This window comes from Pedobacter sp. W3I1, assembly GCF_030816015.1.
Taxonomy (GTDB): Bacteria; Bacteroidota; Bacteroidia; order Sphingobacteriales; family Sphingobacteriaceae; genus Pedobacter.
Genome location: NZ_JAUSXN010000001.1, coordinates 3,215,707 through 3,240,485, shown reverse-complemented (window position 1 = coordinate 3,240,485; position 24,779 = coordinate 3,215,707). Strand labels below are relative to the sequence as shown.

General features: G+C 37.0%; 20 protein-coding genes. 10 read left to right on the top strand and 10 right to left on the bottom strand.

All coding sequences use genetic code 11. The annotated features are described in order from the left end of the window. Positions 1-33: 33 nt before the first annotated feature. From QF042_RS13565 to QF042_RS13555, 3 genes are all read right to left on the bottom strand, one after another. Positions 34-630, bottom strand: a complete 597-nt coding sequence (locus QF042_RS13565) for a DUF4142 domain-containing protein (RefSeq protein ID WP_307529213.1) — start codon at positions 628-630, stop codon at positions 34-36. A gap of 58 nt (positions 631-688) precedes the next feature. Next, entirely contained in the window at positions 689-1,135 is a 447-nt protein-coding gene (locus QF042_RS13560) for a GNAT family N-acetyltransferase (RefSeq protein WP_307529211.1), read from the bottom strand. A 165-nt stretch (positions 1,136-1,300) separates the two neighbouring features. Continuing rightward, the gene (locus QF042_RS13555) at positions 1,301-1,792 is read right to left on the bottom strand and encodes a YajQ family cyclic di-GMP-binding protein (RefSeq protein WP_307529209.1); all 492 of its coding nucleotides are present in this window, start codon (positions 1,790-1,792) and stop codon (positions 1,301-1,303) included. Positions 1,793-1,869: 77 nt separating this feature from the next. Between QF042_RS13555 and QF042_RS13550 the strand changes: the two genes are divergently transcribed. The 3 genes from QF042_RS13550 (at position 1,870) to QF042_RS13540 (ending at position 5,523) form a co-directional block, all read left to right on the top strand. Continuing rightward, complete coding sequence (locus tag QF042_RS13550) at positions 1,870-2,481, top strand: hypothetical protein (protein ID WP_307529207.1); 612 nt, start codon at positions 1,870-1,872, stop codon at positions 2,479-2,481. A 100-nt stretch (positions 2,482-2,581) separates the two neighbouring features. Then, a complete protein-coding gene (gene ppk1, locus QF042_RS13545; RefSeq protein WP_307529205.1) occupies positions 2,582-4,642 on the top strand; it encodes a polyphosphate kinase 1 in 2,061 nt (686 codons plus the stop codon). After that, positions 4,642-5,523, top strand: coding sequence for an exopolyphosphatase (locus QF042_RS13540; protein ID WP_307529203.1), 882 nt, complete (start codon positions 4,642-4,644; stop codon positions 5,521-5,523). Before ppk1 ends, QF042_RS13540 begins: the two co-directional genes overlap by 1 nt. 348 nt (positions 5,524-5,871) lie before the next feature. Here QF042_RS13540 and QF042_RS13535 read toward each other — a convergent pair whose 3' ends face one another. From QF042_RS13535 to QF042_RS13515, 5 genes are all read right to left on the bottom strand, one after another. Then, positions 5,872-6,240: a DUF5655 domain-containing protein gene (locus QF042_RS13535; RefSeq protein WP_307529201.1), complete on the bottom strand. Its 369-nt coding sequence runs from the start codon at positions 6,238-6,240 to the stop codon at positions 5,872-5,874. 5 nt (positions 6,241-6,245) lie between these two features. Next, positions 6,246-6,971 carry a 6-phosphogluconolactonase gene (gene pgl, locus QF042_RS13530; protein ID WP_307529199.1) on the bottom strand — a complete coding sequence of 242 codons (726 nt, stop codon included), beginning with the start codon at positions 6,969-6,971 and terminating at the stop codon, positions 6,246-6,248. Between the two features lie 147 nt (positions 6,972-7,118). Then, a complete protein-coding gene (gene zwf / locus QF042_RS13525) occupies positions 7,119-8,633 on the bottom strand; it encodes a glucose-6-phosphate dehydrogenase (RefSeq protein WP_307529196.1) in 1,515 nt (504 codons plus the stop codon). A gap of 30 nt (positions 8,634-8,663) precedes the next feature. Further along, the gene (gene gndA / locus QF042_RS13520) at positions 8,664-10,079 is read right to left on the bottom strand and encodes an NADP-dependent phosphogluconate dehydrogenase (protein WP_307529194.1); all 1,416 of its coding nucleotides are present in this window, start codon (positions 10,077-10,079) and stop codon (positions 8,664-8,666) included. Between the two features lie 86 nt (positions 10,080-10,165). After that, complete coding sequence (locus tag QF042_RS13515; RefSeq protein WP_307529192.1) at positions 10,166-10,924, bottom strand: ROK family protein; 759 nt, start codon at positions 10,922-10,924, stop codon at positions 10,166-10,168. 162 nt (positions 10,925-11,086) lie between these two features. Here QF042_RS13515 and QF042_RS13510 point away from each other — a divergent pair, with 162 nt between their 5' ends. The 7 genes from QF042_RS13510 to QF042_RS13480 all read left to right on the top strand — a co-directional run bounded on the left by QF042_RS13510 (position 11,087) and on the right by QF042_RS13480 (position 22,640). Next, entirely contained in the window at positions 11,087-12,307 is a 1,221-nt protein-coding gene (locus QF042_RS13510) for a sterol desaturase family protein (protein WP_307529190.1), read from the top strand. A 647-nt stretch (positions 12,308-12,954) separates the two neighbouring features. Continuing rightward, entirely contained in the window at positions 12,955-16,128 is a 3,174-nt protein-coding gene (locus tag QF042_RS13505; RefSeq protein ID WP_307529188.1) for a SusC/RagA family TonB-linked outer membrane protein, read from the top strand. A gap of 10 nt (positions 16,129-16,138) precedes the next feature. Continuing rightward, positions 16,139-17,704, top strand: coding sequence for a SusD/RagB family nutrient-binding outer membrane lipoprotein (locus QF042_RS13500; RefSeq protein WP_307529186.1), 1,566 nt, complete (start codon positions 16,139-16,141; stop codon positions 17,702-17,704). A gap of 25 nt (positions 17,705-17,729) precedes the next feature. Next, entirely contained in the window at positions 17,730-19,292 is a 1,563-nt protein-coding gene (locus QF042_RS13495; protein ID WP_307529184.1) for a DUF5689 domain-containing protein, read from the top strand. Positions 19,293-19,388: 96 nt separating this feature from the next. Continuing rightward, entirely contained in the window at positions 19,389-20,795 is a 1,407-nt protein-coding gene (locus QF042_RS13490) for a calcineurin-like phosphoesterase family protein (protein ID WP_307529182.1), read from the top strand. A 217-nt stretch (positions 20,796-21,012) separates the two neighbouring features. Then, positions 21,013-21,912: a glycerophosphodiester phosphodiesterase family protein gene (locus QF042_RS13485; protein WP_307529180.1), complete on the top strand. Its 900-nt coding sequence runs from the start codon at positions 21,013-21,015 to the stop codon at positions 21,910-21,912. Positions 21,913-21,941: 29 nt separating this feature from the next. Further along, the gene (locus QF042_RS13480; protein WP_307529178.1) at positions 21,942-22,640 is read left to right on the top strand and encodes a GDSL-type esterase/lipase family protein; all 699 of its coding nucleotides are present in this window, start codon (positions 21,942-21,944) and stop codon (positions 22,638-22,640) included. A gap of 372 nt (positions 22,641-23,012) precedes the next feature. Here QF042_RS13480 and bioD read toward each other — a convergent pair whose 3' ends face one another. Together bioD and QF042_RS13470 are read right to left on the bottom strand one after the other, a co-directional pair. Continuing rightward, complete coding sequence (gene bioD, locus QF042_RS13475; RefSeq protein WP_307529176.1) at positions 23,013-23,621, bottom strand: dethiobiotin synthase; 609 nt, start codon at positions 23,619-23,621, stop codon at positions 23,013-23,015. Beyond that, positions 23,622-24,743 carry a pyridoxal phosphate-dependent aminotransferase family protein gene (locus QF042_RS13470; protein WP_307529174.1) on the bottom strand — a complete coding sequence of 374 codons (1,122 nt, stop codon included), beginning with the start codon at positions 24,741-24,743 and terminating at the stop codon, positions 23,622-23,624. Between the last annotated feature and the right edge of the window lie 36 nt (positions 24,744-24,779).

The window sequence follows — 24,779 nt, the reverse complement described above, 5'->3', positions numbered from 1 at the left end:
AGGATTTTGATCTATACAAGGAAGTTAACTCTGTTATTTCATATTGGCAACGATTTTTTTGGCCATTGCATCGTGCGATTCGATTACGGTTAAAGTTTTGCCTGCCCATCCTTTAATTACCTGATCGCGGTTTTGCATACCCTGTTTAAATAAGGCTACTGTTTTTTCATGATCGGTAACCATCATATCCATATAATGTTTGTCAAAAGCTGTACCGCTCATTTTTTTCATTTCATCCAAATGGATCTGTTCATCTGCAGGCAAGGCATCAGGCGTAATTACCTTCATTTTTATGGCCAAAGCTTTTAATTCTGTATTGGCTTTGGTATGATCGGTTAACATTTTAGCTGCAAAATCTTTTACCTCAGCACTTTTTGCATTGGTTTGGGCAATTTTAGCGGCTTCAACCTCCATTATACCTCCAACAGCTGCTTTTCTTAAAAAAGTTGCACCAGCCTCATCAACACCTGATTCGGTGCTTTCGTTACCCGCAACATGGTTGCCGTTTACCATGTTGGTATCGCCGGCAACACTATCTTTTGTGGTTGCCGATTTCTTATCTGCAGTTTGACAAGCCTGAAAGGAAAGCGCAAAGGCAAAAGCAGTGGATAATAAAAATATCTTTTTCATGTTTTCTCTATGTTTTGATGTGTATGGAAAACAAGAGAGTTGAAAAAAGGTTTTATATCTATTCTGATACCTTACTATATGCGTTTTGAATAACGATGCCCATTTGGCTCTCGGGGTTTTTAATTGGCGAAAAACCAAATTGCTCATATAGGCCATGTGCATCTAAAGTAGCCAATTGATAACGCCTCAAGCCTTGTAAATCGGGGTGGAAGATCATAAAAGACATCATTTTTTTTGATAAGCCCAAACCACGATAACTTTCTTTAATATAAACATCACAAAGCCATGCAAAGGTGGCCTTATCGGTTACCCAACGGGCAAAACCCACTTGTTCTGTTCCTTTGTAAACGCCAAAGCAAAGCGAGTTTTCAATAGAACGTTTTACGGTATCAAAAGGAATTCCTTTTGCCCAATAAGACTCTACACTTAAGTAATGATGTATGGCTTCGAGATCTAAAAGCTCCTTTTTGTCAGAAAATATAAATCCGTTTTCGCTGATTTCCATTTTTTTTGAATGATTGAATTTTGAATGACTAAAATGAGTGAATGCTTTTAAAACCCATTTAGTACATTAATTCTTCAAGTTTACTCTACAGTTAACAAATTAACCAGTTAAAACAATTAACTTAATAGCAGTTAACCGATTAACCAATTTAAACAATTAACCATTCTAGTTCCGCATATTAATAAACTGCAATGGCTGACCAAAATCTTCATTCCTACAAAGATTCATCACAGCTTGCAGATCATCTATTTTTTTTGCGGTTACGCGAACCTGGTCATCCATAATAGCAGGCTGAACTTTTAATCCACTCGCTTTGATTTTCGCCACCACTTTTTTTGCTGCTTCCTTATCTAATCCCTCTTTAATGCTGATTTCTTTTCTGATCATGTTGCCCGAAGCCTGATGCTCATCGCCAAAATCTAAACTTTTCGGATCTAAATTCTGTTTCATCATCCGCGAAATAATCGAATCTTCGATAGCTTTTAAGCGCATATCGTCTTCAGTAACAATGGTTACTACATTTGTTTTTTTATCCAGATCGATCGTACTTTTCGACCCGTTAAAGTCGAATCGGTTAAGGATTTCTTTTTTAGCATTGTTAATGGCGTTGTCTAATGTTTGCGCATCAACTTTACTTACAATATCAAAAGAAGGCATGGTTTTAGCTTTAAAGTAAAAAAATAAGTAGATTTAAATAGAAATTAATCTATTCTCACAAAAAAACGAAAAATAATATGAAAACCACTAAACCGAAGTCTCAAAAAAAGATCACGAAGAAAGAAGCTAAAAAACAACTGGAGCAATCTATTACGGATAAGTTCTTAGAGGTGATTAAAAGTTTAGGTCATGATGTATCGGAGATTAGTACGGAGGTGGGTAAGGCTAGTAAACGGGTAGCTAAAAAATTAACCAAGAAATTTACCATCGTAAAAGCCGATGTGGGACAAAAAATTGATGATTTGTTACATGCATCAAAAGAGAAGGCAAAAGCAGCAAAAAAACCAGTTGCAAAAGCCGTAAGTAAGTCTGAAAAATCTGCCCAAAAAGTGGTTAAAAAAGCGATTGCAAAGGCTAAACCAGTAGTACAAAGTATTAAAGTTGCAGCGATAGAAACAGAAGAAAAAGCAGAAAAAGTATTGGCAAAACCAGTTGCAAAAGCAAAAGAAGCGGTAAAGGAAGCCACAACGGTAGCTAAGGAAGCGGCAAGTACGTCGGTTAAAGCACCAGCCAAAGCTACTAAAGCCGTTAAAAAGGTTGTGATCCCGGCTACTCCTACAAAAGCAGCAACAGTTGCTAAAGCTACACCTGCAGTTAAGAAAGTTGTAAAAACACCTGATAAAAAATAAATTTGTTAACGTTAACATGTAAATGAATTAACATCAATTTAACAAATTAATGTGCAGTTTTGAGCATCCCTGTTTTGACAGGGATTTTTTATTTTTTTAAATGAGCAATAAGAAGATTCCATTTTTTAACCGCGAAATCAGTTGGCTTTATTTTAATGAACGTGTACTGCAAGAAGCTGCCGACGAAACAGTTCCGCTGATTGAACGGATTAAATTTCTATCTATATTTTCTTCAAATTTAGAGGAGTTTTATCGTGTAAGGGTGGCCACCATGACCCGGTTAACCAATCTGAACGATAAGGCAAAAGCACTTTTGGGATTTAATCCAAAGAAAATCCTGAATGAGATTAAAAATATTGTTGTAAAACAGGAAAGAAAATTCGACCAGCTTTTTCAGGCTACCTTAATAAACGAACTTGCTCAAAACAGGATTTTTATTTTAAACGATACCCAACTGAATGTAAGCAGGGGCGAGTTTGTTAAAAATCATTTCAGGGATAAGATTTTATCTAATCTGGTTCCTATCATGCTGGATATGGATAAACCCTTTCCAGAATTGAAAGACCGGTATCTGTACTTTTTTGTTAAACTTTCGAAAAAGGATACAAAAGTTAAAGAGAAATATGCACTCATTGAAATTCCGCCTAATTTACCGCGGTTTTTGGTTCTACCCGAAACAAACGATCTAAAATTTATAATTCTAGCCGAAGACATTATCAGGTATTGTTTAGACGATATATTTTATGTTTTTACTTACGATAATTTAGAAGCTTATTCAATCCAGTTGACACGAGATGCCGAATTGGATATCGATAAAAACATTAATGATAAATTTATCGAGGATTTAAAGAGCAGTTTAGAAAAACGCAAAAAAGGGAAGCCAATGCGTTTGCTTTACGATTCGGCTATGCCTTTAAACATGCTTACTGTGCTGGTGAATAAGCTTAAGCTTGAGGCTGAAAGTTTAATTCCGGGTAACCGTTATCATAAGTTTGGCGACTTTATCTCCTTCCCAAATGTGGGTAAAAAGGAATTGGAATACGCGCCGAATGTGCCGCTAAAGGTTCACGATCTGCACAGAACCCAAAGTATGTTCAATAAAGTTGCCCAGCGCGATTATTTGGTAAATTTACCCTACCAATCGTATGATTATATTATTTTGTTCTTGCGTGAAGCTGCAATTGATCCCAAAGTAACCGAAATACAGATTACCTTATACCGGTTAGCAGAAAACTCAAAAGTAATCAACGCCTTAATCAACGCCGCTAAAAATGGTAAAGCAGTTTCTGTTGTATTAGAACTTAAGGCCCGTTTTGATGAACAGGCCAACATTTACTGGACCAGCCGTTTAATGGAGGAGGGGGTTAAGGTAAATTATGGTTTAACCGATTACAAAGTACACTCTAAAATTTGCCTGGTTAAACGGATCGAAAAAGATAAACCTGTATACTACGCAAACCTAGCAACAGGAAACTTTAATGAGAAAACTGCAGGTTTATACTGCGACCATAGCATTTTCACTGCAAAAAAAGAGATCACCAACGATCTGGTAAAACTTTTTGATGCGTTAAGCAAACGTACCGTAACCAAGGGCTTCAAGCATCTGATTGTTTCGCCACTGGAGAGCCGCTCGAAACTGGTCAATTTTATCAACCGCGAAATCAGAAATGCCAAACAGGGTAAGCTCGCTTACATCATGTTAAAAGTAAACAGCTTAGCAGATGAAGGGATTATTGCCAAACTTTACGATGCGAGCAATGCTGGGGTTAAAATTCAGCTGATTATCCGTGGTATCTGCTGTTTGGTACCAGGTGTGAAGGGCTTTAGCGAAAATATTACCGCTATTAGCATAATCGATAAGTTTTTGGAGCATGCCAGGGTTTATATTTTTGGTAATAACGGTAAAAACGATATGTATTTATCATCGGCAGATTTAATGAGCAGGAATTTCGAACACCGCGTAGAAGTAGGTTTTCCAGTCCTGGATCATGATGTGAAACAGGAGATACAGGATATCATCGATCTACAATTGCAGGATAATACAAAATCGAGGCAGATTAACGCCTTAAATAATAATAAGTACCACAAAAACAGATTAAGTAAAAAGATAAGGGCCCAAGTAGATATTTATAACTATTTAAAAACCAAGCATCAATCATAATGTTAAGATACGCAGCTATAGATATCGGTTCGAATGCGGTGAGGTTACTCATTGCTGATATTAGCAAACAGGACGGAAAATATAAATACAAAAAGAACACCCTTATACGTGTGCCGCTCCGGTTGGGAGATGATGCATTCTTAGATCAATATATTTCGGAGAAAAAATCTGCAGATCTGGTAAAAACCATGACTGCTTTTAAAAATCTGATGGATGTTTATCATGTTTCAGAATATTTAGCTTGTGCAACATCTGCTATGCGTGAGGCTCGTAATGGAGAAGATATTGTTAAGTTGATTAAAAAGGAAGCCGACGTTACTTTAGAAATTATTGAAGGGCAGCGGGAAGCGAATATTATTTATGCAAATCACATTGAAGAAGAGTTAGACGAAAATAAAAACTACTTATATATTGATGTGGGTGGAGGTAGTACCGAGTTGTCTGTTTTTGTAAAAGGTGCTCCGGAAGCTTCAAGATCCTTTAATATTGGTACAATCAGGATGCTCGACAACCAGGATAAGGAAGAAACCTGGGAAGAGATGAAAGATTGGGTAAAAGAGCATACAAAAGCATATAAACATTTGGCTGGCATAGGTACAGGCGGCAATATTAATAAATTATTCCGCATGTCGGACGAGAAGGATAATGCGCCTTTATCGTTGCAAAAATTAAATTCAATGTATAATAAATTAACCAGTTATTCATTGAAAGAAAGGATTAATACGCTGGGTTTAAACCCTGACCGCGCAGACGTCATTATCCCGGCCTGCGAGATTTATTTAACCTTAATGAAGTGGACAGGTATAAAACAGATTTATGTACCTAAAGTGGGAATGGCTGATGGGATTATTAAGCTGTTGATTGAAGAGAAATTGGAGTAAAGATGTTTTACCTGTGAAGCCGTCATTGCGAGAAGGCTTTTTCAGCCGACGAAGCAATCTTTATCGCAAAATTTGGTAATAGGAAAGATTGCTTCGTCCCTGTAGGATGGTAACATCCCACAGCACACTACATCTAACAGTACCTCCGCGATCGTCATCCTGAACTTGTTTCAGGATCTTTCTTATACGAAAAATGAACACAGAGTATATAGGCTTTTCCCGTGTTTAGTTGCTCACTTTTCCAGTGGATGGTGGCTCACCAAACACTTTTTTATTATAGCATTTATGGATTAATTGATTGGTTGGTGTGTCACCAACCAAGGAATAGGCTTTCCGCTGCGCTACAGGTCAGGGCGACGAATTTCGTTTTATCGCCATTTTCAAAAAACCTTTCACTTCATCATTAATATCTTCTTTAAAGAAAATCCTTAAATGATGATTAAACTGATCTGTTCCTGGCACCTGAGCAATTTTAGTAAAACAAAGATTATCTCCAAAGGGCTGATCAAAAAGAATAACCACATGAATAAAGTTCTTTCCCAATTGTGTAATATATGCAAAGCTGGTTTTTGATTCGATTGCAATCATAGACTTTGTAGGTTTGAGATTTACTGTACCAAATTCGGCCAATTGCTCCATAAAAAAACGGAACAACCCTAAGGTATATTCCGTTTTCCCGTTTAAAAAGTCTGATAAATGTTTTTCTTCAGACATCATCACCTTTAGTTTTCTAGTAATTTTGTTGCAGCCTCGTCGGTAAACCAGGTTAATTTCCCATCAATAGGATCGATTAATTGGGAAGGATATAAATCGACATTTTTTTCTGTGTCGCCAATAACATGTTTCAGCGCTTCAGCTTTATTCTCTCCAAAAACCAGGAAAGCAACGTTATCCGCTTTGTTAATTAATGGTGCGGTAAAGCTAATGCGGTAAGTATCCAATTTTTCTACGTATGCAGCAGCCACATTTACCTCTTCGTCTCTAACTAAAGTAGTATGCGGAAAAATTGAAGCGGTGTGTGCATCATCACCCATGCCCAAAAGGATCAAATCGAAAACGATGTCTTCACCATTAAAATGCTTGTCTATTGCTTTTTTATATTCGATAGCTGCTTTTTCTGGCGCTAAAGTGGTATCTACATAAAAAATATGATCTTCTTTAATACCTAGTGGATCAAGAATTGCTTTTTTAGCCATTAATCCATTGTAGTTATCATCATTGGCAGGAACGTTGCGTTCATCACCAAAGAAGAAGTATACTTTTTCCCAATCAATTCTGTGCTGCCCTTCGGTAGCAAGAAGATGGTAAAGTGCTTTCGGAGAACTACCGCCTGTAAGTACGAAATTGAAACGGTCGTTTTCTTCTATAGACATTTCTGCAATCTTGATTACATAATCTGCCAGATCCTGGTTAAGTTCTTCTAATGTTTTATATATGAGTAGATTCATTTTTGTAGATTAAATAATGTCATGTTGAGCCTCCCGAAGAATCTGGACAAGTAGTCGAAACACATACATTGTATTTAACTAAGTCCTTCGACAAGCTCAGGATGACAATTTATATTTATGATACACCCTCGACGACCGGTGGATAATTTATTCCTTATTCTTCAACGGCAAATTAAACCAGTGGAAACCATCTCTTGCAATAAGTGCTTCAGCTTCTTCTGGTCCCCAGCTATCGGCAGGGTAATTAGGGAAGTTGATTGATTTTTTGCTTTCCCATGTATTTAAAATTGGCATAACCAGTTCCCATGCCGCTTCTACCTGATCGCCGCGCATAAATAAGGTTTGATCGCCCATCATGGCATCCAATAATAAGGTTTCATAAGCTTCTGGTGTATCGCCCTCGTAAGTTCCTTTATAATCAAACACCATATCAACCGGGTTTAATACCATGTCTAATCCAGGTCTTTTGGCCTGTACCTGCATGCGGATACTCATTTCTGGCTGTATGCTGATGACCAACCTGTTTTGTTGCCAGTTTTCGGTTACACCTGATGAGAAAATCTGATGCGGAACATCTCTAAACTGAATGGTAATTAAAGATGAAGTTTGGTTTAGGCGTTTTCCTGTTCTTAAATAGAAAGGAATACCTTGCCATCTCCAGTTGTCGATATGGAATTTAACTGCCGCAAAAGTTTCAGTATTAGAGTGTGCATCAACACCTTTTTCCTGGCGGTATCCAGGAACTTCCTTACCTTCAACCCAGCCTTTGCTGTACTGGCCCCGAACAGTGTGAAAACGGATATCTTCTGCAGAAAAAGGACGCATAGCCCTTAAAACTTCAACCTTACGATTCCTGATTTCATCGGCATCAAAATTAATTGGTGCTTCCATTCCAACCAGACAAAGCAATTGCAGCAGGTGATTCTGGATCATATCTCTTAAAGCACCAGAGCCTTCATAATAACCTCCACGATCGCCCACACCTAACTGTTCGGTAACCGAAATCTGAACGTGATCGATATAAGACCTGTTCCATAATGGCTCGAACAATGCATTGGCAAAACGGAAAGCCATCATGTTTTGTACGGTTTCTTTACCTAAGTAATGATCGATACGATAGATCTGCTTTTCAGTAAAAATGGTGCTCAATAATGCATTCAGCTCCTTTGCCGATTCTAAATCATGACCGAAAGGTTTCTCTATAACGATACGGCTATTATCTTCATCCTGCGTAAGTTTATATTTTTGTAAACATTCAGCAATAATTGGGAAGAAGTTAGGTGCAACTGCCAGATAGAAAATCACTTGCGTTCCCACCCCAAATTCTTTTTGATATTTTTCTACAGCTGCTTTAAGGTTTTCGAAAGTTTTTGGCTGGGCAAAATCGGTAGGACAGTAGTTCATCGTCTTTGCAAAATCGTCCCATTTATCTTTTTTTACTTTTCCGCTACGCGAAAACTGGTTTACAGCATCTTCTAAAGCAACTTTGTAGCTGTCATCGGTAAATTCGGTCCTTCCTGTACCAATAACGGCAAACTTATCTGGCATGTAACCCTCTATAAACAAGTTATATAGGGCAGGTGCTAATTTTCTTTTGTTTAAATCACCTGTTCCACCAAATATTACAAAAATGGTAGGGTTTAATGCGGTTTTGGTTTTCATTTTATGTTCTTGTTCGTGAGTCTAATTAGTTTATGATAATTTATTCCAGTCGGCATGGAAAACACCATCTTTATCAATGCGTTCGAAAGTGTGCGCGCCGAAGAAATCTCTTTGTGCCTGGATTAAATTTGAAGGCATGCGGGCTGTTGTAATGGTATCGAAATAGGTTAGGGTAGAGGCAAATGCCGGAATACCCAGGCCTGAATTAATACATGCACTGATTGTTTTGCGCGTGCCTGGCAAAGTGCCTTTAATGATGTTCTGTATGCCTGCATCGCCGAATAAATGTTCCAATGAATTGTCTTTATCGTAAGCTTGATAAATGTCTTCTAAGAATTTAGCCCTGATGATACAGCCTCCACGCCAGATTTTGGCTATTTCCTGTAACTGTAAGTCGTATTGGTATTCTTTTGAAGCCTGAACCAGTAAATGCATGCCCTGTGCATAGGCACTGATCATAGAGAAGTAAAAAGCATCTTCCAGTTCATCAATAGTAACAGCAATTTTGGTGTCTTTTTTTCCGAATGCTTCTTCTAAAGAAACCCTCAGTTTTTTGAATTTAGATAAATCGCGGTTAGAAACAGCTTCGTTAATGGTTGGTATAGGTAACTGAAGCTCCATTGAAACCTCTGATGTCCATTTTCCTGTGCCTTTTGATCGCGCTTCATCTTTAATCTGATCTAAAAGATCGTTTTGTGTTTCCGTATCCTTAAAAACAAAAATCTCAGCAGTAATCTCTAATAAGAAAGACTGTAGTCTGCCTTCGTTCCATTTTTTGAATACCTTATATATATCATCGTTTGAATAGCCTAAACCATTTTTAAGGATACCATAAACCTCGGCAATAAGTTCCATAATGGCATATTCGATGCCATTGTGTACCATTTTAACAAAGTGACCGGAAGCTCCAGGGCCAATGTATGTTACGCAAGGATCGGTTCCAACTTTTGCAGCTACAGCATCAAAAACATCTTTAACTACATTGTAGGCTTGTTTATCTCCGCCTGGCATCATACTCGGACCAAAACGAGCACCTTCTTCGCCACCAGAAATACCCATTCCGAAGAAATGTAAGCCATCTTTCTCTAGTTCGTCAACACGGCGGTTGGTATCGGTAAAATGTGAGTTTCCACTATCGATAATAATATCACCTCTATTTAAAAGTGGTTTTAGTTCTGCAATAACGCTATCTACAATTGGTCCGGCAGGTACTAATAAGATTAAAGTACGTGGCGTTTGTAAGCTGGAAATAAAGCTTTCAATATCGTCAAATCCTTCTAAGTTGTGTTTCTTGCCTTCTTCTTCAAGTTTCGAGATCATTTTCCTGTCTTTATCGTAACCTGTAACGGAGAAGCCTTTATCAGCCATGTTTAATAATAAGTTCCGGCCCATGGTGCCTAAACCGATCATTCCCAATTTATATTTTTTCGAATCGTTATTTGCCATTTTTTATTTTTTCTAATGCATCCAAAATTAGGATTTACAAATTAATATTGCAGCTATTGTTGTTAAAAGATTGTAATAAAGATTAATTATTTTTTAGGCTCAACAGTAAAGATATTGTACTTGTCGGCCAGTTTCCAGAGTTTTGCGCCACCTTTAATTCCATCTCTGTTGGTTACAATTTTAATATTGCTTTCCAATTTAAAGTCTATTTGTTTAGAATTGCCACCGCCAATATATAAAGTATCGTAATTAAAAACTGTTTTATAGATTTCGATTACTTTTTTTAACCGTTTATTCCAGCGTTCAGCCCCGATTTTTTCGAAGGCCTTATTGCCGATATAATCATCATAATCTTCTTCTTTGTTAATCGGAAAATGTGCAAGCTCTAAATGCGGCAGTAACTCTCCATCAAATAATAAAGCTGTTCCAAAACCCGTACCTACCGTAAAAACAATTTCAAAACCTTTGCCTTCAACCACACCCAGGCCCTGTTGGTCAGCATCGTTTACCAAACGGACTAATTTATCCAGTTCGTTGGCTACACGCTGCGCAAGATCAACATCTGTCCATTTGTTTTTAGCCAAATTAGGGGCGGTTTTAACAATACCGTTTTTAACGTAGCCCGGAAAACCGATCGACACACGATTATAACTGTCAGGGAAGGGCTTAATCAATTCAACAATGCCAGAAACAATGTCTTTTGGCGTAGCCTCCGGTGGGGTTTTGCTTTTTAAATATTCGGTAAGCATATTTCCACTTTCATCCAAAAGAACCGTTTTTATACTTGTGCCGCCAATATCGATAGATAATATATTATTGTTTTCAGCTTTTTTCTTTGTAGCCATAATGGTGTATTTATAATTTCGAAGTTCTACAAATAAATTAAAACGGCAAACATTAAATCAAGATCGAAGTAATTTAGGTGTAATAATATATTCTATAAAATCTATGTATTTAATAGAATATATTTAAGTTTGTTCCGTTAAACTTAAAAGATCTAAATTGTTATGACGGTGAATTACCTTGCTTTTGCTATTCCAGCATTTTTTATTTTTGTATTTATTGAATTTAAAATCGCTCAGCACCAAAAGAAGGCGAAAATTTTTAAATACGAAAGCACTGTTGCAAATTTTAGCGTAGGTATTGCCGAAAGGTTATTGAATTTATTTATTGCTGCAAGTTTTTATCAGGTGTACGCTTGGGTATATGCACATTATTCCATTTTCGATATTTCTACCAAATGGTATGTATGGATATTATTACTGCTCTCAACCGACCTTGTTTGGTACTGGTACCACAGGTTAGGGCATGAGATTAATTTTTTATGGGCGGCGCATATCGTGCATCACCAGAGCGAAGAATTTAATTTATCGGCAGCTGCGAGGATTACTACTATTCAGGCCATTTTCCGCAATGTTTTTTGGTGTATATTGCCATTAATTGGTTTTCATCCCAATATGATAATTACCATACTTTTAGCTCATGGAGCCTATTCATTTTTTACACATACGCAATTAATTGGTAAACTGGGCTGGCTGGAAAATATATTGATTACACCTTCTTTACACGGCATTCATCATGCTTCTGACGAGAAATATCTGGATAAAAACTATGGCGACGTTTTTGTTTTCTGGGATAAATTATTCGGCACTTTTCAGACGGAAGAAGAGGCGCCTAAATATGGTTTAACACATCCTATTAAAAGTTATAGTTTCCTGTGGCAACATTTTCACTACTATTTAGAAATAGGAGAGGCGTATAAACGTGCAAATGGATTTAAGGCCAAGTGGAATGCCATTTTCGGGAGTCCTGCGTTGATGGATCAGAACATCCGGCCAATTTTAGAAGAACGTTACTTTCAGCATAAGAAACAGCACGTTGCTAAGCCCAAGTTTAAAACCTATTTAAATATACAGTTGATAACAGTAGTTGCGATGCTTACTTGCACTACATTGTTTTATAGTTATTTAACACCATTTAATAAAGGTGCAATACTCATCTTTATCTTGGTTACATTGATTAATATCGGAGCACTTTTAGAGCAAAGAAGATGGATTTATTATCTGGAATGCTTTAGGCTGATTTTGATTTTCGCCTTCTTTTTTTACACTTTTAATCTGGTAGAATATTTGATATTTCCGGTGATTATTCTGATAACATTAGAACGGATATTCTCTTTACGTAAACTTTACATGAAACACGTATTTGAGCATGTTAAGGTAGGTTAATGGTGTTTCTTTATCTTTCGATTTTTAGTAGCATATAAATGTTACAAGCTAATGTTTCGTTTTGTTGCTCTATTTCTTTTACTGGTACTAGTTCTTGTAATAAAATTATTACGTGATGCTGATAAGCCAATCATTCAACTAGCATTTATCTTCTTTTTCCTTGCCTAGTCCATGATAAGACACTTATTAGCTTTATTTTGGTACAAGGCGATTGTTTCATCTTCCTTGCACTCGCTAATATTTTTGTCTATTTAATTATTCAACTAAAAAATATTTCATGGTGATTTGTTTTATTGTTTTTAGTTTCGATTTGTTTTGCTAATTTTAATTAACGAAATATATAGTAAGTTAAATCAAATAAATCGCAACATATTCAGGTTGCTTTTCAATACGTTAATACTTGCTTAATATATTTTTAACATAAACAGGCTTACTTTGCCCGCAAATCCGGACAAATTAAATCGAACATATGAACCCTATTACTAACCGGATATACTTTAATAATTATGATCAAAAATTTTACTCAACAGATTTCGTGGCATCAATGCGTTCTGCATGTAAAGCAAAGCAGTCCCGATAATCACCAAAAGAAAAGTCGAACTTTTTTTAAGTGTAAACTAAAACGCTTTAGTTTTTTCATTTCTGTTATGCTGATACAATTAATTTGTATTAACGAAAGTTTTGCACAAACTCCGGCGCAAAATATTGTAATTAAAGGTACCGTGTTAGATGACCAGGATGGTCAGATATTAATTGGAACAACGATAACGGATAACAATAAGAAGTTTTTAGGCGTAACCAATGATAAGGGAAATTATACCATCACTATTGCTAAAGGAACTACTGTTCTTTATAATATGGTGGGCTATTCAACTTTGCGGAAAACGTTTAATAATAACGAAAACAATGCTACGATAAGGCTGGCTTCATCTACCAGTCAGTTAAGTGATGTGGTTGTTACGGCATTAGGCATAAAGCGTGAGGAAAAATCGTTAGGTTATGCAGTTTCTAAATTAGATAGTACGGCCTTTACCAATGCGGTTTCTAGTAACTGGACAGATGCTTTATCGGGCAAAGTTGCAGGTTTAAATTTGGTTAGAAATAGTGGCCCAGCCGGTTCAAATAAAATTATTCTTCGTGGTGAAAATAATTTGACAGGAGATAACGAAGCCTTAATTGTAATTGATGGCGTTGTGGCGAGTAGTTCGGCAAGGCGTACAGGCGGTACAGGAGGCGGTGTTTACGGTACATCAGGAGATATTATGCCTGCCGATTTTGGTAGTGGGTTAAATGATTTAAATCCTGATGATATAGAAAATGTAACCGTATTGAAGGGTCCTGCTGCATCAGCATTGTATGGGCAGCGTGGAGCAAATGGGGCTATCATCATCACAACAAAATCTGCCAGTTTAAATAAAAAGAAAGTTAATATCTCTTTTACTTCAAATAGTGCATGGGAAGAAATTAACAAAAGTCCTGATAGGCAAACACAATACGGCGCTGGGGTATCTGGCAATTCATATTACTCATATGGAGCGAGTGCCGATGGAGCAAACACCAATTCTACAAGTTCTACTTATGGCCCTGAGTTTTCTCCTGGAGCGATGTTTTTTCAATATGACCCTGCAACCAGAGCGCAAGGATTAACCAGAACACCATGGGTGGCAACTCCTGATCCAATTGATGCATTTTTTAAAACCGGTTTCGAATCATCCAATTCATTTGGTATAGATGGTACTTATAAAAAAGTGGGTTTACGCTTCTCTGCAAGCCATGGCAATAACGAATGGATTGTGCCAAATACAGGTTTGAAGCGAACTACTGCTGCATTAAATATTACAAGTAACGTAACTAAAAAACTAAACATTAACGCCAAGGTGCAATATAGCAATAGAAAAAGCGATAATTTACCAGCCACGGGTTATGGTAATCAGTCGTTAATGTATTGGTTTATGTTTGCACAACCAAATATGAATATTGATTGGTATAAAGATTATTGGGCAACAAACTTAGTTTACAGACAGTTTACAAATTTAACTACCACTTTCCCTGAAGGCCCTTATGCTATATCAGAGCAATATTTAAACGGACAAAGACGGAATGGTTGGTTAGGAAACATCCAAGCGACTTATAGATTTACGGATGCATTGAGTTTAATGCTTAGAGCATCGGGAGATTTGAATAATGATGTTCGCGAAACTCTTCGCCCTTGGGATGCTGCAGGTAATAAATTCGCACATGGTTCTTATCGCGTTGCGGATATACGATCTTACGAAATAAGTGCCGATTTTTTATTAAAGTATAATAAACAATTAACTAAAGATATTCAGCTTACTGCCAATTTAGGTGGTAGCCAAATGCGTAATCAATACAACAAGCTAGAAAAAAGAGCTGATGGATTAGTTATTCCAAATCTTTATGAGTTAAGCAATAACGAAAATCCTTTAGTTTATGCCCCCGATACGGCACAATACAGGCTCAATAGCTTTTATGCTTTAGCTTCTTTAAGCTTTAAAAACTACCTTTATTTAGATATAACAGCCCGTCAGGATTGGAACAGTACATTAGCAACAATTACCAGAACTGATAATGTTGGTTTTTTCTATCCTTCTGCAAGTTTGGCTTTTGTTGCTTCCGATTTTTGGAAACTACCAAAAGTAATCAGCTTTGCTAAATTAAGAGCCTCTATTGCCAGTGTTGGTAGTGGTGGCACCACACCTTACAGAACTGCTTATAATTATTTGTACGCAGCAGATGGTATTTACCCTGATAGCGGGATGAATAATCCACGTGTTTTGCCAAATCCCGATTTAAAGCCACTAAAAACGACTACAATTGAGCTTGGTTTAGATTTAAAATTATTTAACAACCGATTAAACTTTGATTTTGCGGCGTATAGCGGAAACACCAAAAATCAGATTTTGAGTCGCATTGTTGATAAGGCCTCCGGTTATAATGTTCAAGTAATAAATGTGGGTAGGGTAGATAATAAAGGCATTGAGCTTGCTATAAATGCTACACCGCTAAAATCTCGTACTTTTAAATGGGAGGTAAATGCAAACTTCTCGGCCAATAGAAATAAAATTAGAGAACTGGCAGATAGTTCAGTTGTGTTACGTACTGGTGCGCTAGGTGGCGGACAAGTGGTTGCCAATGTTGGCGGTAGCATGGGCGATATGTATGGTAGAGGTTATTTACGTTCACCAGATGGGCAAATAGTTTTTAATCCGACCACAGGAGTAGCGCTAGAAAATCCTGATTTGCTGTATTTAGGTAACACAATACCTCAATTTAGGTTTGGTTTTGGCACTAGTATTACTTATAAAAATGTTAGTGTTAGTGCATTGTTTGATGCACAATTAGGCGCAGTTGGGCATTCTTTAACATTTTCTAGAATGGCATCGTTAGGTAAACATAGTATTACCTTGCCAGGAAGATATAATGGCATAGTTGGCGACGGGGTACTTCTAAATCCTGATGGAACGTACCGTAAAAATGATGTGGTAGCCACCGATATGAATGCCTATTACGAATCAATTTATGGTAGTGGGCAAGCAGAAGGAAGTGTATTTAGAACGGATTACTTAAAATTTAGAGAAGCAAATTTAACATACAATTTTGGGCAAAAAGTGCTTAAAAGTATAGGTTTTACTAAATTGAGTCTAGGCGTTTATGGGCGTAACTTATTTATTTGGTCGCCTTGGCCAGCTTTCGATCCCGAGTTTGGAACATTAGCGGGAGGAGATATAGTTCAAGGTTTTGAAACAGGCCAATTGCCTTCAACCAGAACTTTTGGAGCCCGTTTAGTAGTTGGACTTTAATTTTATCAACATGAAAAATTATAAACAAACATTAGCATATACTTTTTTAGCCATTATTGGTTTAACCTTTAATTCTTGTACAAAAGACTTTACCGGAGTTAATACCGATCCTATTGGCAAGAGCACAACAACAGCAAACCAATTATTAGCACCTGCTTTAGTTGGTGTTCTTAACGCAAATATGAGCAGAAATTGGAATTTTAATAACCAACTAATGCAAGTAACGGTTGAAATTAACGATTCGGAAGGTCGTGTTTTTAGGTACGATGTACGAAGAACACAGGCAGATTATACCTGGAACAATTGGTACTTATTTTTAACTGATTTAAAAGATATTTATACCATTGCCAGCAAGCCAGAATCGCTAAACAAATCATATCAAGGCATATCACTTGTTGCTCAAACTTGGGTATCTCAATTATTAACTGATACTTATGGAGATGTACCTTATAGCGAAGCCAATTTAGGTAAAGAGGGAAACGTACAACCTAAATTTGACAGACAAAAAGATATTTATGCTGATATGTTTGCCAAATTAGAACAAGCTAACCAACTTTTAAAAGAGGGTACGCCAATTAATACCACTGGCGATCCTGTTTTTCAAGGCGATGTTTCAAAATGGAGAAGGTTTTGCAACTCGTTATATTTACGATTATTATTAAGGGCATCGGGCAAAGCCGAAGTTGCGCCAACTATAATTGCCAAAATAAAACAAATTGTTGATGGCAACCCATCAGAATATCCGATAATGCAAAATAATACCCACACGGCTAAAATTTTATGGAACGGAACAAACAGTAGTACCGCAGTTTTTTCATCACCATTTATGGTGAATATTAGAGCTGCTGATTTCAGAGGAATTCCTATTTGCAATTTCTTTTTGGGTAATCTGGTAACATGGGATGACCCCCGTATGAATAGTAATTTAACAGGTAACAATGTTAATCGTTTTTGTATAGATGCTGCACCAAATGGTGGTTTTGTTGGTATTCCAAGTGGTTATGCTCAGGGATCTGGTCTTTCGGTTTTATCTCACTTTAATTCTGATGCTGAAAATAAGCCCACCTTACAAACTGATCGTTTTACAGGTATAATTATGAATGCTGCCGAAGTTGATTTTATTTTGGCAGAAGCTGCTGCAAGAGGATGGATTAGTGGCCCAACTGAAAAATATTACTACAAAGGAATGGTTGATGCGATAAATTATTGGTTGCCAAATTACATCAGTACAACAACTGATAGTAGGTTTATTGATTATGTACAGGCAGCCAATTTAGATTGGGATTCAACACTTCCATTGGATAATACCACATCCGGAAATAGTCAGTTAGAGATGATTCATATACAAAAATACTACGCAATGTTTTTGGTGGATTTTCAGCAATGGTTTGAATATCGCCGTACCGGGCATCCTATTTTACCAAAAGGACCCGGTTTGGTTAACAACCAAAAAATGCCAGCAAGGTTAAATTATCCAGTGGTAACACAATCAACGAATCCAACTAGTTATAATAATGCAATAGCTGCACAAGGTGCTGATGACATAAATACCTTAATGTGGTGGCAGAAACCATAATTATTTAAAATTGAGTTAAAAAGTTATGAATAAAATAATAAGAAATATGCTGTTTGCACTAGGATGTATTGCAGTTATAATAAGTTGTAAAAGAGATACCGATTACGTATTATCAACACCTAGTATGTTTATCCCAAATGTTGATTTACGCAAAATTTATAAAAATACTGAAGTAACGCTTACAACCGAAAATATGCGTGGGGCCAGTATGGTTAAAGGACAGGTAATTTCTAATCATTCTACCAATAATTTGCCATCGGGTTTGCTCATCATTCAAAATACTAGAATTGTTGGTGGGCTAGATTCATTAAGAGGTATTGCCATAAACATTGGTGTTGATGCTGCAAAATATGTTCCTGGCGATTCTGTTCATGTTAAAATTGAAGGGGGAGTGTTGAAACGTGTTGATGGTACGTTACAAATTATGGGCAAAACTGCTGCTGATGTTACTAAAATTGCTTCAGGTAAAACTTTATATATTTCGAGAGGATATGGCAATCTAATAGCTACTTATCCAGATAGGTACGAATGTACTTTGCTAACTATTTATAAATGCACATTCAATCCAACATTATCTGCTACAGAAACCTTAGCAGGCGATAAAGTTTTAAATGATGGTACAAATGATTTCGGATTCTATACCAATCCAAACGCGTCATTTGCATCTGTAAAGCCACCATATTCTGGTAATTATAAAGGGATAATAATCAATAAAATCGTTAATGATAAAATACTTCCACAACTACGTATAACTAATGCTAATGATATTGGCGCTTTAAGCACTAACATTGATGCTCCTGAATGTGTAATTTCAGGCTTTATAAGTGATGTAAATGGTGGTGATGGCAACAATGAATACGTTCAGCTCAGGGCTACTAAAGATATTAATTTTGCCAACACGCCTTTTTCTTTAATAGTTTCTAATAATGCTGGAGCATCTGTACCAACGGGTGTACCAGCACAAGGTTGGGCAACTGGCCAGCAGCGTACTTACAAAATAAATCTAACCTCTGGCACTGTAAGCAAAGGCGAATTTTTCTATGTTGGTGGTATAAATAAATTAATTAACGGCGCTAATTCTACATCAATTGCCTCATCAAAATGGATTAGGGCATTAGATTATAATAAGGTGAGCGATCGTTTTAACTCAGCTAGTACAGTTACTGGTAATGCCACCACGGGTTTAATGGCAAATAGTGGTAATGCATTCGGGATGGCAGTATTTAGAGGTATTGAGGTTACCGGAGCTACTGTACCTATCGATGTATTGTGGGTTAGTACTGGCGGGCTTTTATATCAATCTGGCGGCGCCCCTAATTATGGTGGAGGTTACAGAATTGGTAATACTGATATTTACGATGTCATTAATCCCCAAAATTTAGTTCCTCAACCTTTTTACAGAGCAGGTACAAATACACAATCGTTAACCTATTTAACTGCAGATTTAGGCTATTTCTACCTTTTAGGCGGTGCTTATGATACAAAATTAAATAAATGGGTAAAAGCAAGAACGCAAACTCCAATTCTTTTAACTAAAACCTCAGCACTTACAGATATTGAGCCTGCTAACGCAACTGAAATAAGATAATAAATTATAAAAAGTTAAAAATATCTATAAAAATCTTTGTCATCTGCGGAAGAAATTATTTTATATTCTTCCGCTGTAAGTAAAAAATCATTCATAATGAATAGAAGATCCTTTATTCAAAAATCTGCACTTTTAGGTACAACGCTATTTGTTAGTATCAAAGCTTTTTCTTTTTCATCGCTATTAGAAAACAAAATTTCTGGTAGGATATTAAGTAAAGGAAAAGGAATAGCTAACGTTGTAGTTTCAGATGGCTTTAACCTAGTTCAAACTGATAAATCAGGCTATTACACCATCGAAATTAATCCCCTGGCGAAATTTGTCTGGATTAGCACACCTTCAGGTTACGAATTTAAAACTGAAAGTAACATTGCCCGCCATTATTATAAACCAGATACCGCAGGTAAATTAAATTTCGATCTTAAGCCGTTAAAACAAAACGACAACAAACACAACTTTATCATTTGGGCAGATCCTCAGGTGAAGAATAAAAAGGATGTTCAGCAAATGATGGAAACCGCTGTTCCCGATACAAGAGAAGTGGTTAAAGGAATGGGGAAAACACCTGTTCATGGCATCGGCGTAGGTGATTTAGTTTGGGATAATTTCGATCTTTTTCCTGCATACGATGAGGCTATCGCTGAAATTGGCATTCCATTTTTTCAGGCATTAGGAAACCATGATCAGGATTATAGGCAGGGTGGCGACGATACTTCAGATCGAACCTTTCAAGCACATTACGGGCCAACGTATTACTCTTTTAACAGAGGAAAAGCTCATTACGTTGTTTTAGATGACGTACGTTATTTAGGGGTGGAAAGAACTTACGATGGCTATATTACGCAAACACAATTAGAATGGTTGGCTAAAGATCTTCAACTGGTGCCTAAAGATGCATTACTGATCATCTGTCTTCATATCCCGGTACATAACTCTGTTAAAAACAACAATGATTTTTATGCCCTACTAAAAGATTTCAAAAACGTTCATATCATGTCGGGACATACGCATTTTAACAAGAATGTAATCAAGAATGGCATTTACGAACATAACCATGGTACCGTTTGTGGTGGCTGGTGGACAGGCCCGATTTGCGAAGATGGTACGCCGCGTGGTTATGGCGTTTATGAAGTAGATGGAACCAATTTGAAATGGTACTACAAATCGACAGGGAGAGATCGTAAAGAGCAGCTTGATATCTATGTTGATACCTTAACCAATCAAAAAAGATTAATTGCCAACGTTTGGAATTATGATCCTGAATGGAAGGTTGAATATTTCCTTGATGGCAAACCAATGGGCGCATTGGCACAACAAGATGGTTATGATCCACTGGCAGTAAAGCTGTATAAAGGCGATAAGCTACCAAATCCGAGGCCGTTTGTGGAGCCAAGATCAACAGACCATTTGTTTATGGCACATTTCGAGCCATCGGTTAAAAAAGTTAAAGTAGTAGCTACAGACCGCTTCGGAGAAGAATTTGAGGCTGAAATTAATGCGTAACTCATGTGCTGTCAGATCTTTGTCGTGCTGTCGTATGTTACCATCCGACAAATGCTAATTCAAAAATATCGGTGCTACCAGATTTTACCATCTGGCTGAATCTTTAAAAGTCTCTTTCTAAAATTAAATTTAAAATAGATTGATAGCGTCAGATGGTAACATCTGACGCCACTATAATCCCTTCTAAATTCTGACGCCACTATAATCCCTTCTAAATATGAAACTTAATACAACAGCAATTTTTATTTTCTTATCTGCATTTGCAGCTAAATCATTTAGTCAGGAAGTTAAATTTCCGGCATTTAGCGCAGAAGCACATCGTGGCGGGCGTGGACTTATGCCCGAAAACACAATTTTAGCCATGTTAAACGCTATGAAAATAGAAGGAATTACCACTTTGGAAATGGATACCCACATCTCTAAAGACAATAAAGTAGTGGTAACACATGACGATTATCTAAGTCCGGCATTTATGCTTACACCTGAAGGAAAAGACATTCCGGCAACTGATGCTAAGAAATACCCGATTTTTGGAATGAATTACGATGAAATCAAACAATTTGATCTTGGCACCAAATATTATGAGCTGTTTCCCCAGCAGAAAAAAGAAAAAACACATCTTTCTTTACTTTCCGATCTGATTGATGCCGTTCAGCATGATATTAAAACCCATAAACGCAAGCAGTTTTTCTATAATATCGAAACTAAATGCAGCGAAAGCGGCGATGGTATCACTAATCCTAAACCCGAAGCGTTTGTTAAGCTTTTAATGGATGTAGTTATAAAGAAAAAGATCGCTGATTTTGTAGTGATCCAGTCTTTCGATAAAAGGACAATTCAGATTATCCATGAAAAGTATCCGAAAATGAAAACCTCTTTTTTGGTTGCCAATAAAAAAACATATGAAGAAAATATTGCCGATTTAGGCTTTAAACCATTTATTTTAAGTCCGGTTTGGCAAATGGTGAATGAGGAACTGGTTAAAAAAGCACATGCAGATGGCGTAAAAATTATTCCCTGGACAGCCAATACTTTAGGCGATATCCAAAAACTAAAGGCATTAAACGTTGATGGCATTATTTCTGATTATCCGGATATTTTAGTTCAGGCAAAATAGTACTTTAGACCCTAATAACTAGATATAATATGAAATCACTTTTTAATAAGCTATTATTAGCTTCTTGTACATTATTACTGCTGAATTTAACGGCATTAAAAGCGCAGGAAGTAAAATGGGACAGCACCTATCGTCCGGGGAAATATGTGGAGCTGGTGGCTAAGTTTAAAGCAGATCCAAAGTCAAGAAAGGATATTGTATTTTTAGGCAACAGCATTACTGCCGGAACAGATTGGGCTAAACTTTTAGATCTTCCACAAGCAAAAAACAGGGGGATTTCTGGTGATATTACTTTTGGTGTTTTAGAGCGTTTGCAAGATGTGATTGATGGTAAACCAGCAAAAGTGTTTATCCTGATCGGTATAAACGATATCTCCAGGAATATTCCAGATAGTGTGATCTTAAGGAATTATAAAACAATGATTGCCAGAATCAGAAAAGGTTCTAAGAAAACGCACATCTATTTCAATACGCTTTTGCCAGTTAACAGTGCTTTCGAAAAATTTAAAAACCATTATGGCAAAGACGAACACATTCTTTGGTTGAATGATGAAATCAGAAAATTTGCGTCTAAAAATGTAACCGTTATCGATCTGTATCCAAATTTTACCGATCAGGACAAACATTTAAGGGCTGAGCTTACCAAAGATGGTTTACACCTTATTCCTGCTGGGTACCAGGTTTGGGCCGATTTTCTTAAAAAAGCTGGTTATCTAACAGAGCGTTAAGTTTAAAGAATAGTTGTTTGCAGGTTTAAGCTGGGCATATTTTTGGAAAGCAGGGATAGTAGAATTAGGCAGCAGCAATCCCGCTCTCGCTTCTGCTCCGATGAAAAATCGGGAGCATTCCGCTTGGATCGGGTTTAGGTGGCACTGCCAATACTACTATTAGAGGTGTGGATTCAATGAAGAAATAAATTCTGCTTTATGCTTTTCTACCTTTAATAGTTGCAGAAACTTTACATTCCTAAACCTGGGTGACGCGGTAGCTTCCGATTTCCTTCAAATCGGGACTACAAGCAGAAAACAGGACGAAACTTCAAAAGAAGCATCGACAACTGCTTTCCCAAAAGACATATTATATCTGGCTTGTGGGCTTTGTTAAATAAAAAGATTTTGGCCGACAGCCAGTACTTTTTCTCTATCGATATTTTTTAAATTAGGTACGCTACCTAGCTTTTTTATTTTAGCATATTGCTGAATATATCTTTCCGTTTCAAGATTTTCATCGCCATTGAAAATGACTCCTTTAATTGGGATTTCGTATTGTTTAAGTAGATTGATTGATAAAAGCGTATGGTTAATGCTGCCCAGATAGTTCTGTGAAACCAATATCACTTCTACATTCAACTTTTTGATTAGGTCAATAATCAGTTCGTTTTCGTTTAAGGGGACCATTAAACCACCAGCGCCTTCAATAACTAAGTGGTTATCAGTTAAAGGAATATTGATTTTATCAAGATCAATCTCAATACCATCTAATTTCGCCGATAAATGCGGTGATAGGGGCTGTGTTAATCTGTAGCTTTCTGGGTGGATAACCGTTTGTGTATTGCTAATTAAACGATCTATTGTTATACTATCGCTGGTATCTAAATCTCCAGATTGGATCGGTTTCCAATAATCTGCCTTTAATTTTTCTGTTAAAATGGCACTGATCAATGTTTTTCCGATTCCTGTACCAATTCCTGTGATAAAGTATTTAGCCATTTAATTTAATTCTTTAAGATGATTAACCAACGAAATAATTTCCTCGTCGGTATTAAAGGTGTGAAGGCAGATTCTGAGCCTTTCTTTGCCTGGTGCTACTGTTGGACTTAATATTGCCCGTACATCGAAACCTTTGCTTTGCAGTGTTTTAGCGGCCAGTTTGGTTGCTTCGTTTGATGAAAACAAAATCCCCTGAATAGTACTTTCGCTATCGAGTGCATCGATCTTCTGTTCTTTTAACGCTTTTCTAAACAACGCAATTTTTTGGTGAATAAGCTGATGATCAATTTTATTTAAGTGTTGGTACGCAGAACTAACCGCAACGATATTATGAATAGGAGCAGCTGTGGTGTAAATGAACGATCGTGCAAAATTAATCAGGTAATGGCGTAAGTTTTTACTTCCTAAAATAATGGCTCCATGTAACCCTAAGGCTTTTCCAAAGGTAACAATGCGTGCGAATACCTGATCAGTTAGGTTAAGCTGGTTGATCAATCCGCGACCGTTTGCGCCAAAAACGCCTATAGCATGAGCTTCATCCACAATCAGGCTGGCCTGGTAGCGCTCGCAAAGATTCGATATCGCTATTAATGGTGAAATATCTCCATCCATAGAATAAACGCTTTCTACCACCACAAATATGTTCCCTTTTGCCAGTTTAAGTTTGTTTTCAAGATCGTTTATATCATTATGAAGAAATTTATAACGTATAGCATGGCTTAATCTACAGCCATCTATAATACTCGCATGAATCAATTCGTCAGTGATAATCGTGTCGCCACGTTGCGGGATGCTAGATAGCAGCCCAACATTGGCATCGTAACCAGAGTTAAAGATTAATCCGCTTTCGGCCAGATGAAAATCGGCAATAAACTGTTCGGTTTCTTCCGTAAATTTGGTATTTCCGCTTAACAGTCGCGAACCACCAGCGCCATTCAGGTAATTAGGCAATGCTGCCAGGGTTTCGCCGATCAAATTTTTTAATTCACCAGATCTGGCAAAACCTAAATAATCATTTGAACAAAAATCAAAAGGAGGGATGTTCGTTGATAAATTCCTGATCGAAAGGTTATCTTTTCGTTCCTGAAGTTTACCATTAAGAAACTGTTCAATTTTGCTCATCGGTCAAAAGTAAAAAAAGCGCCCCGAATAATCGGA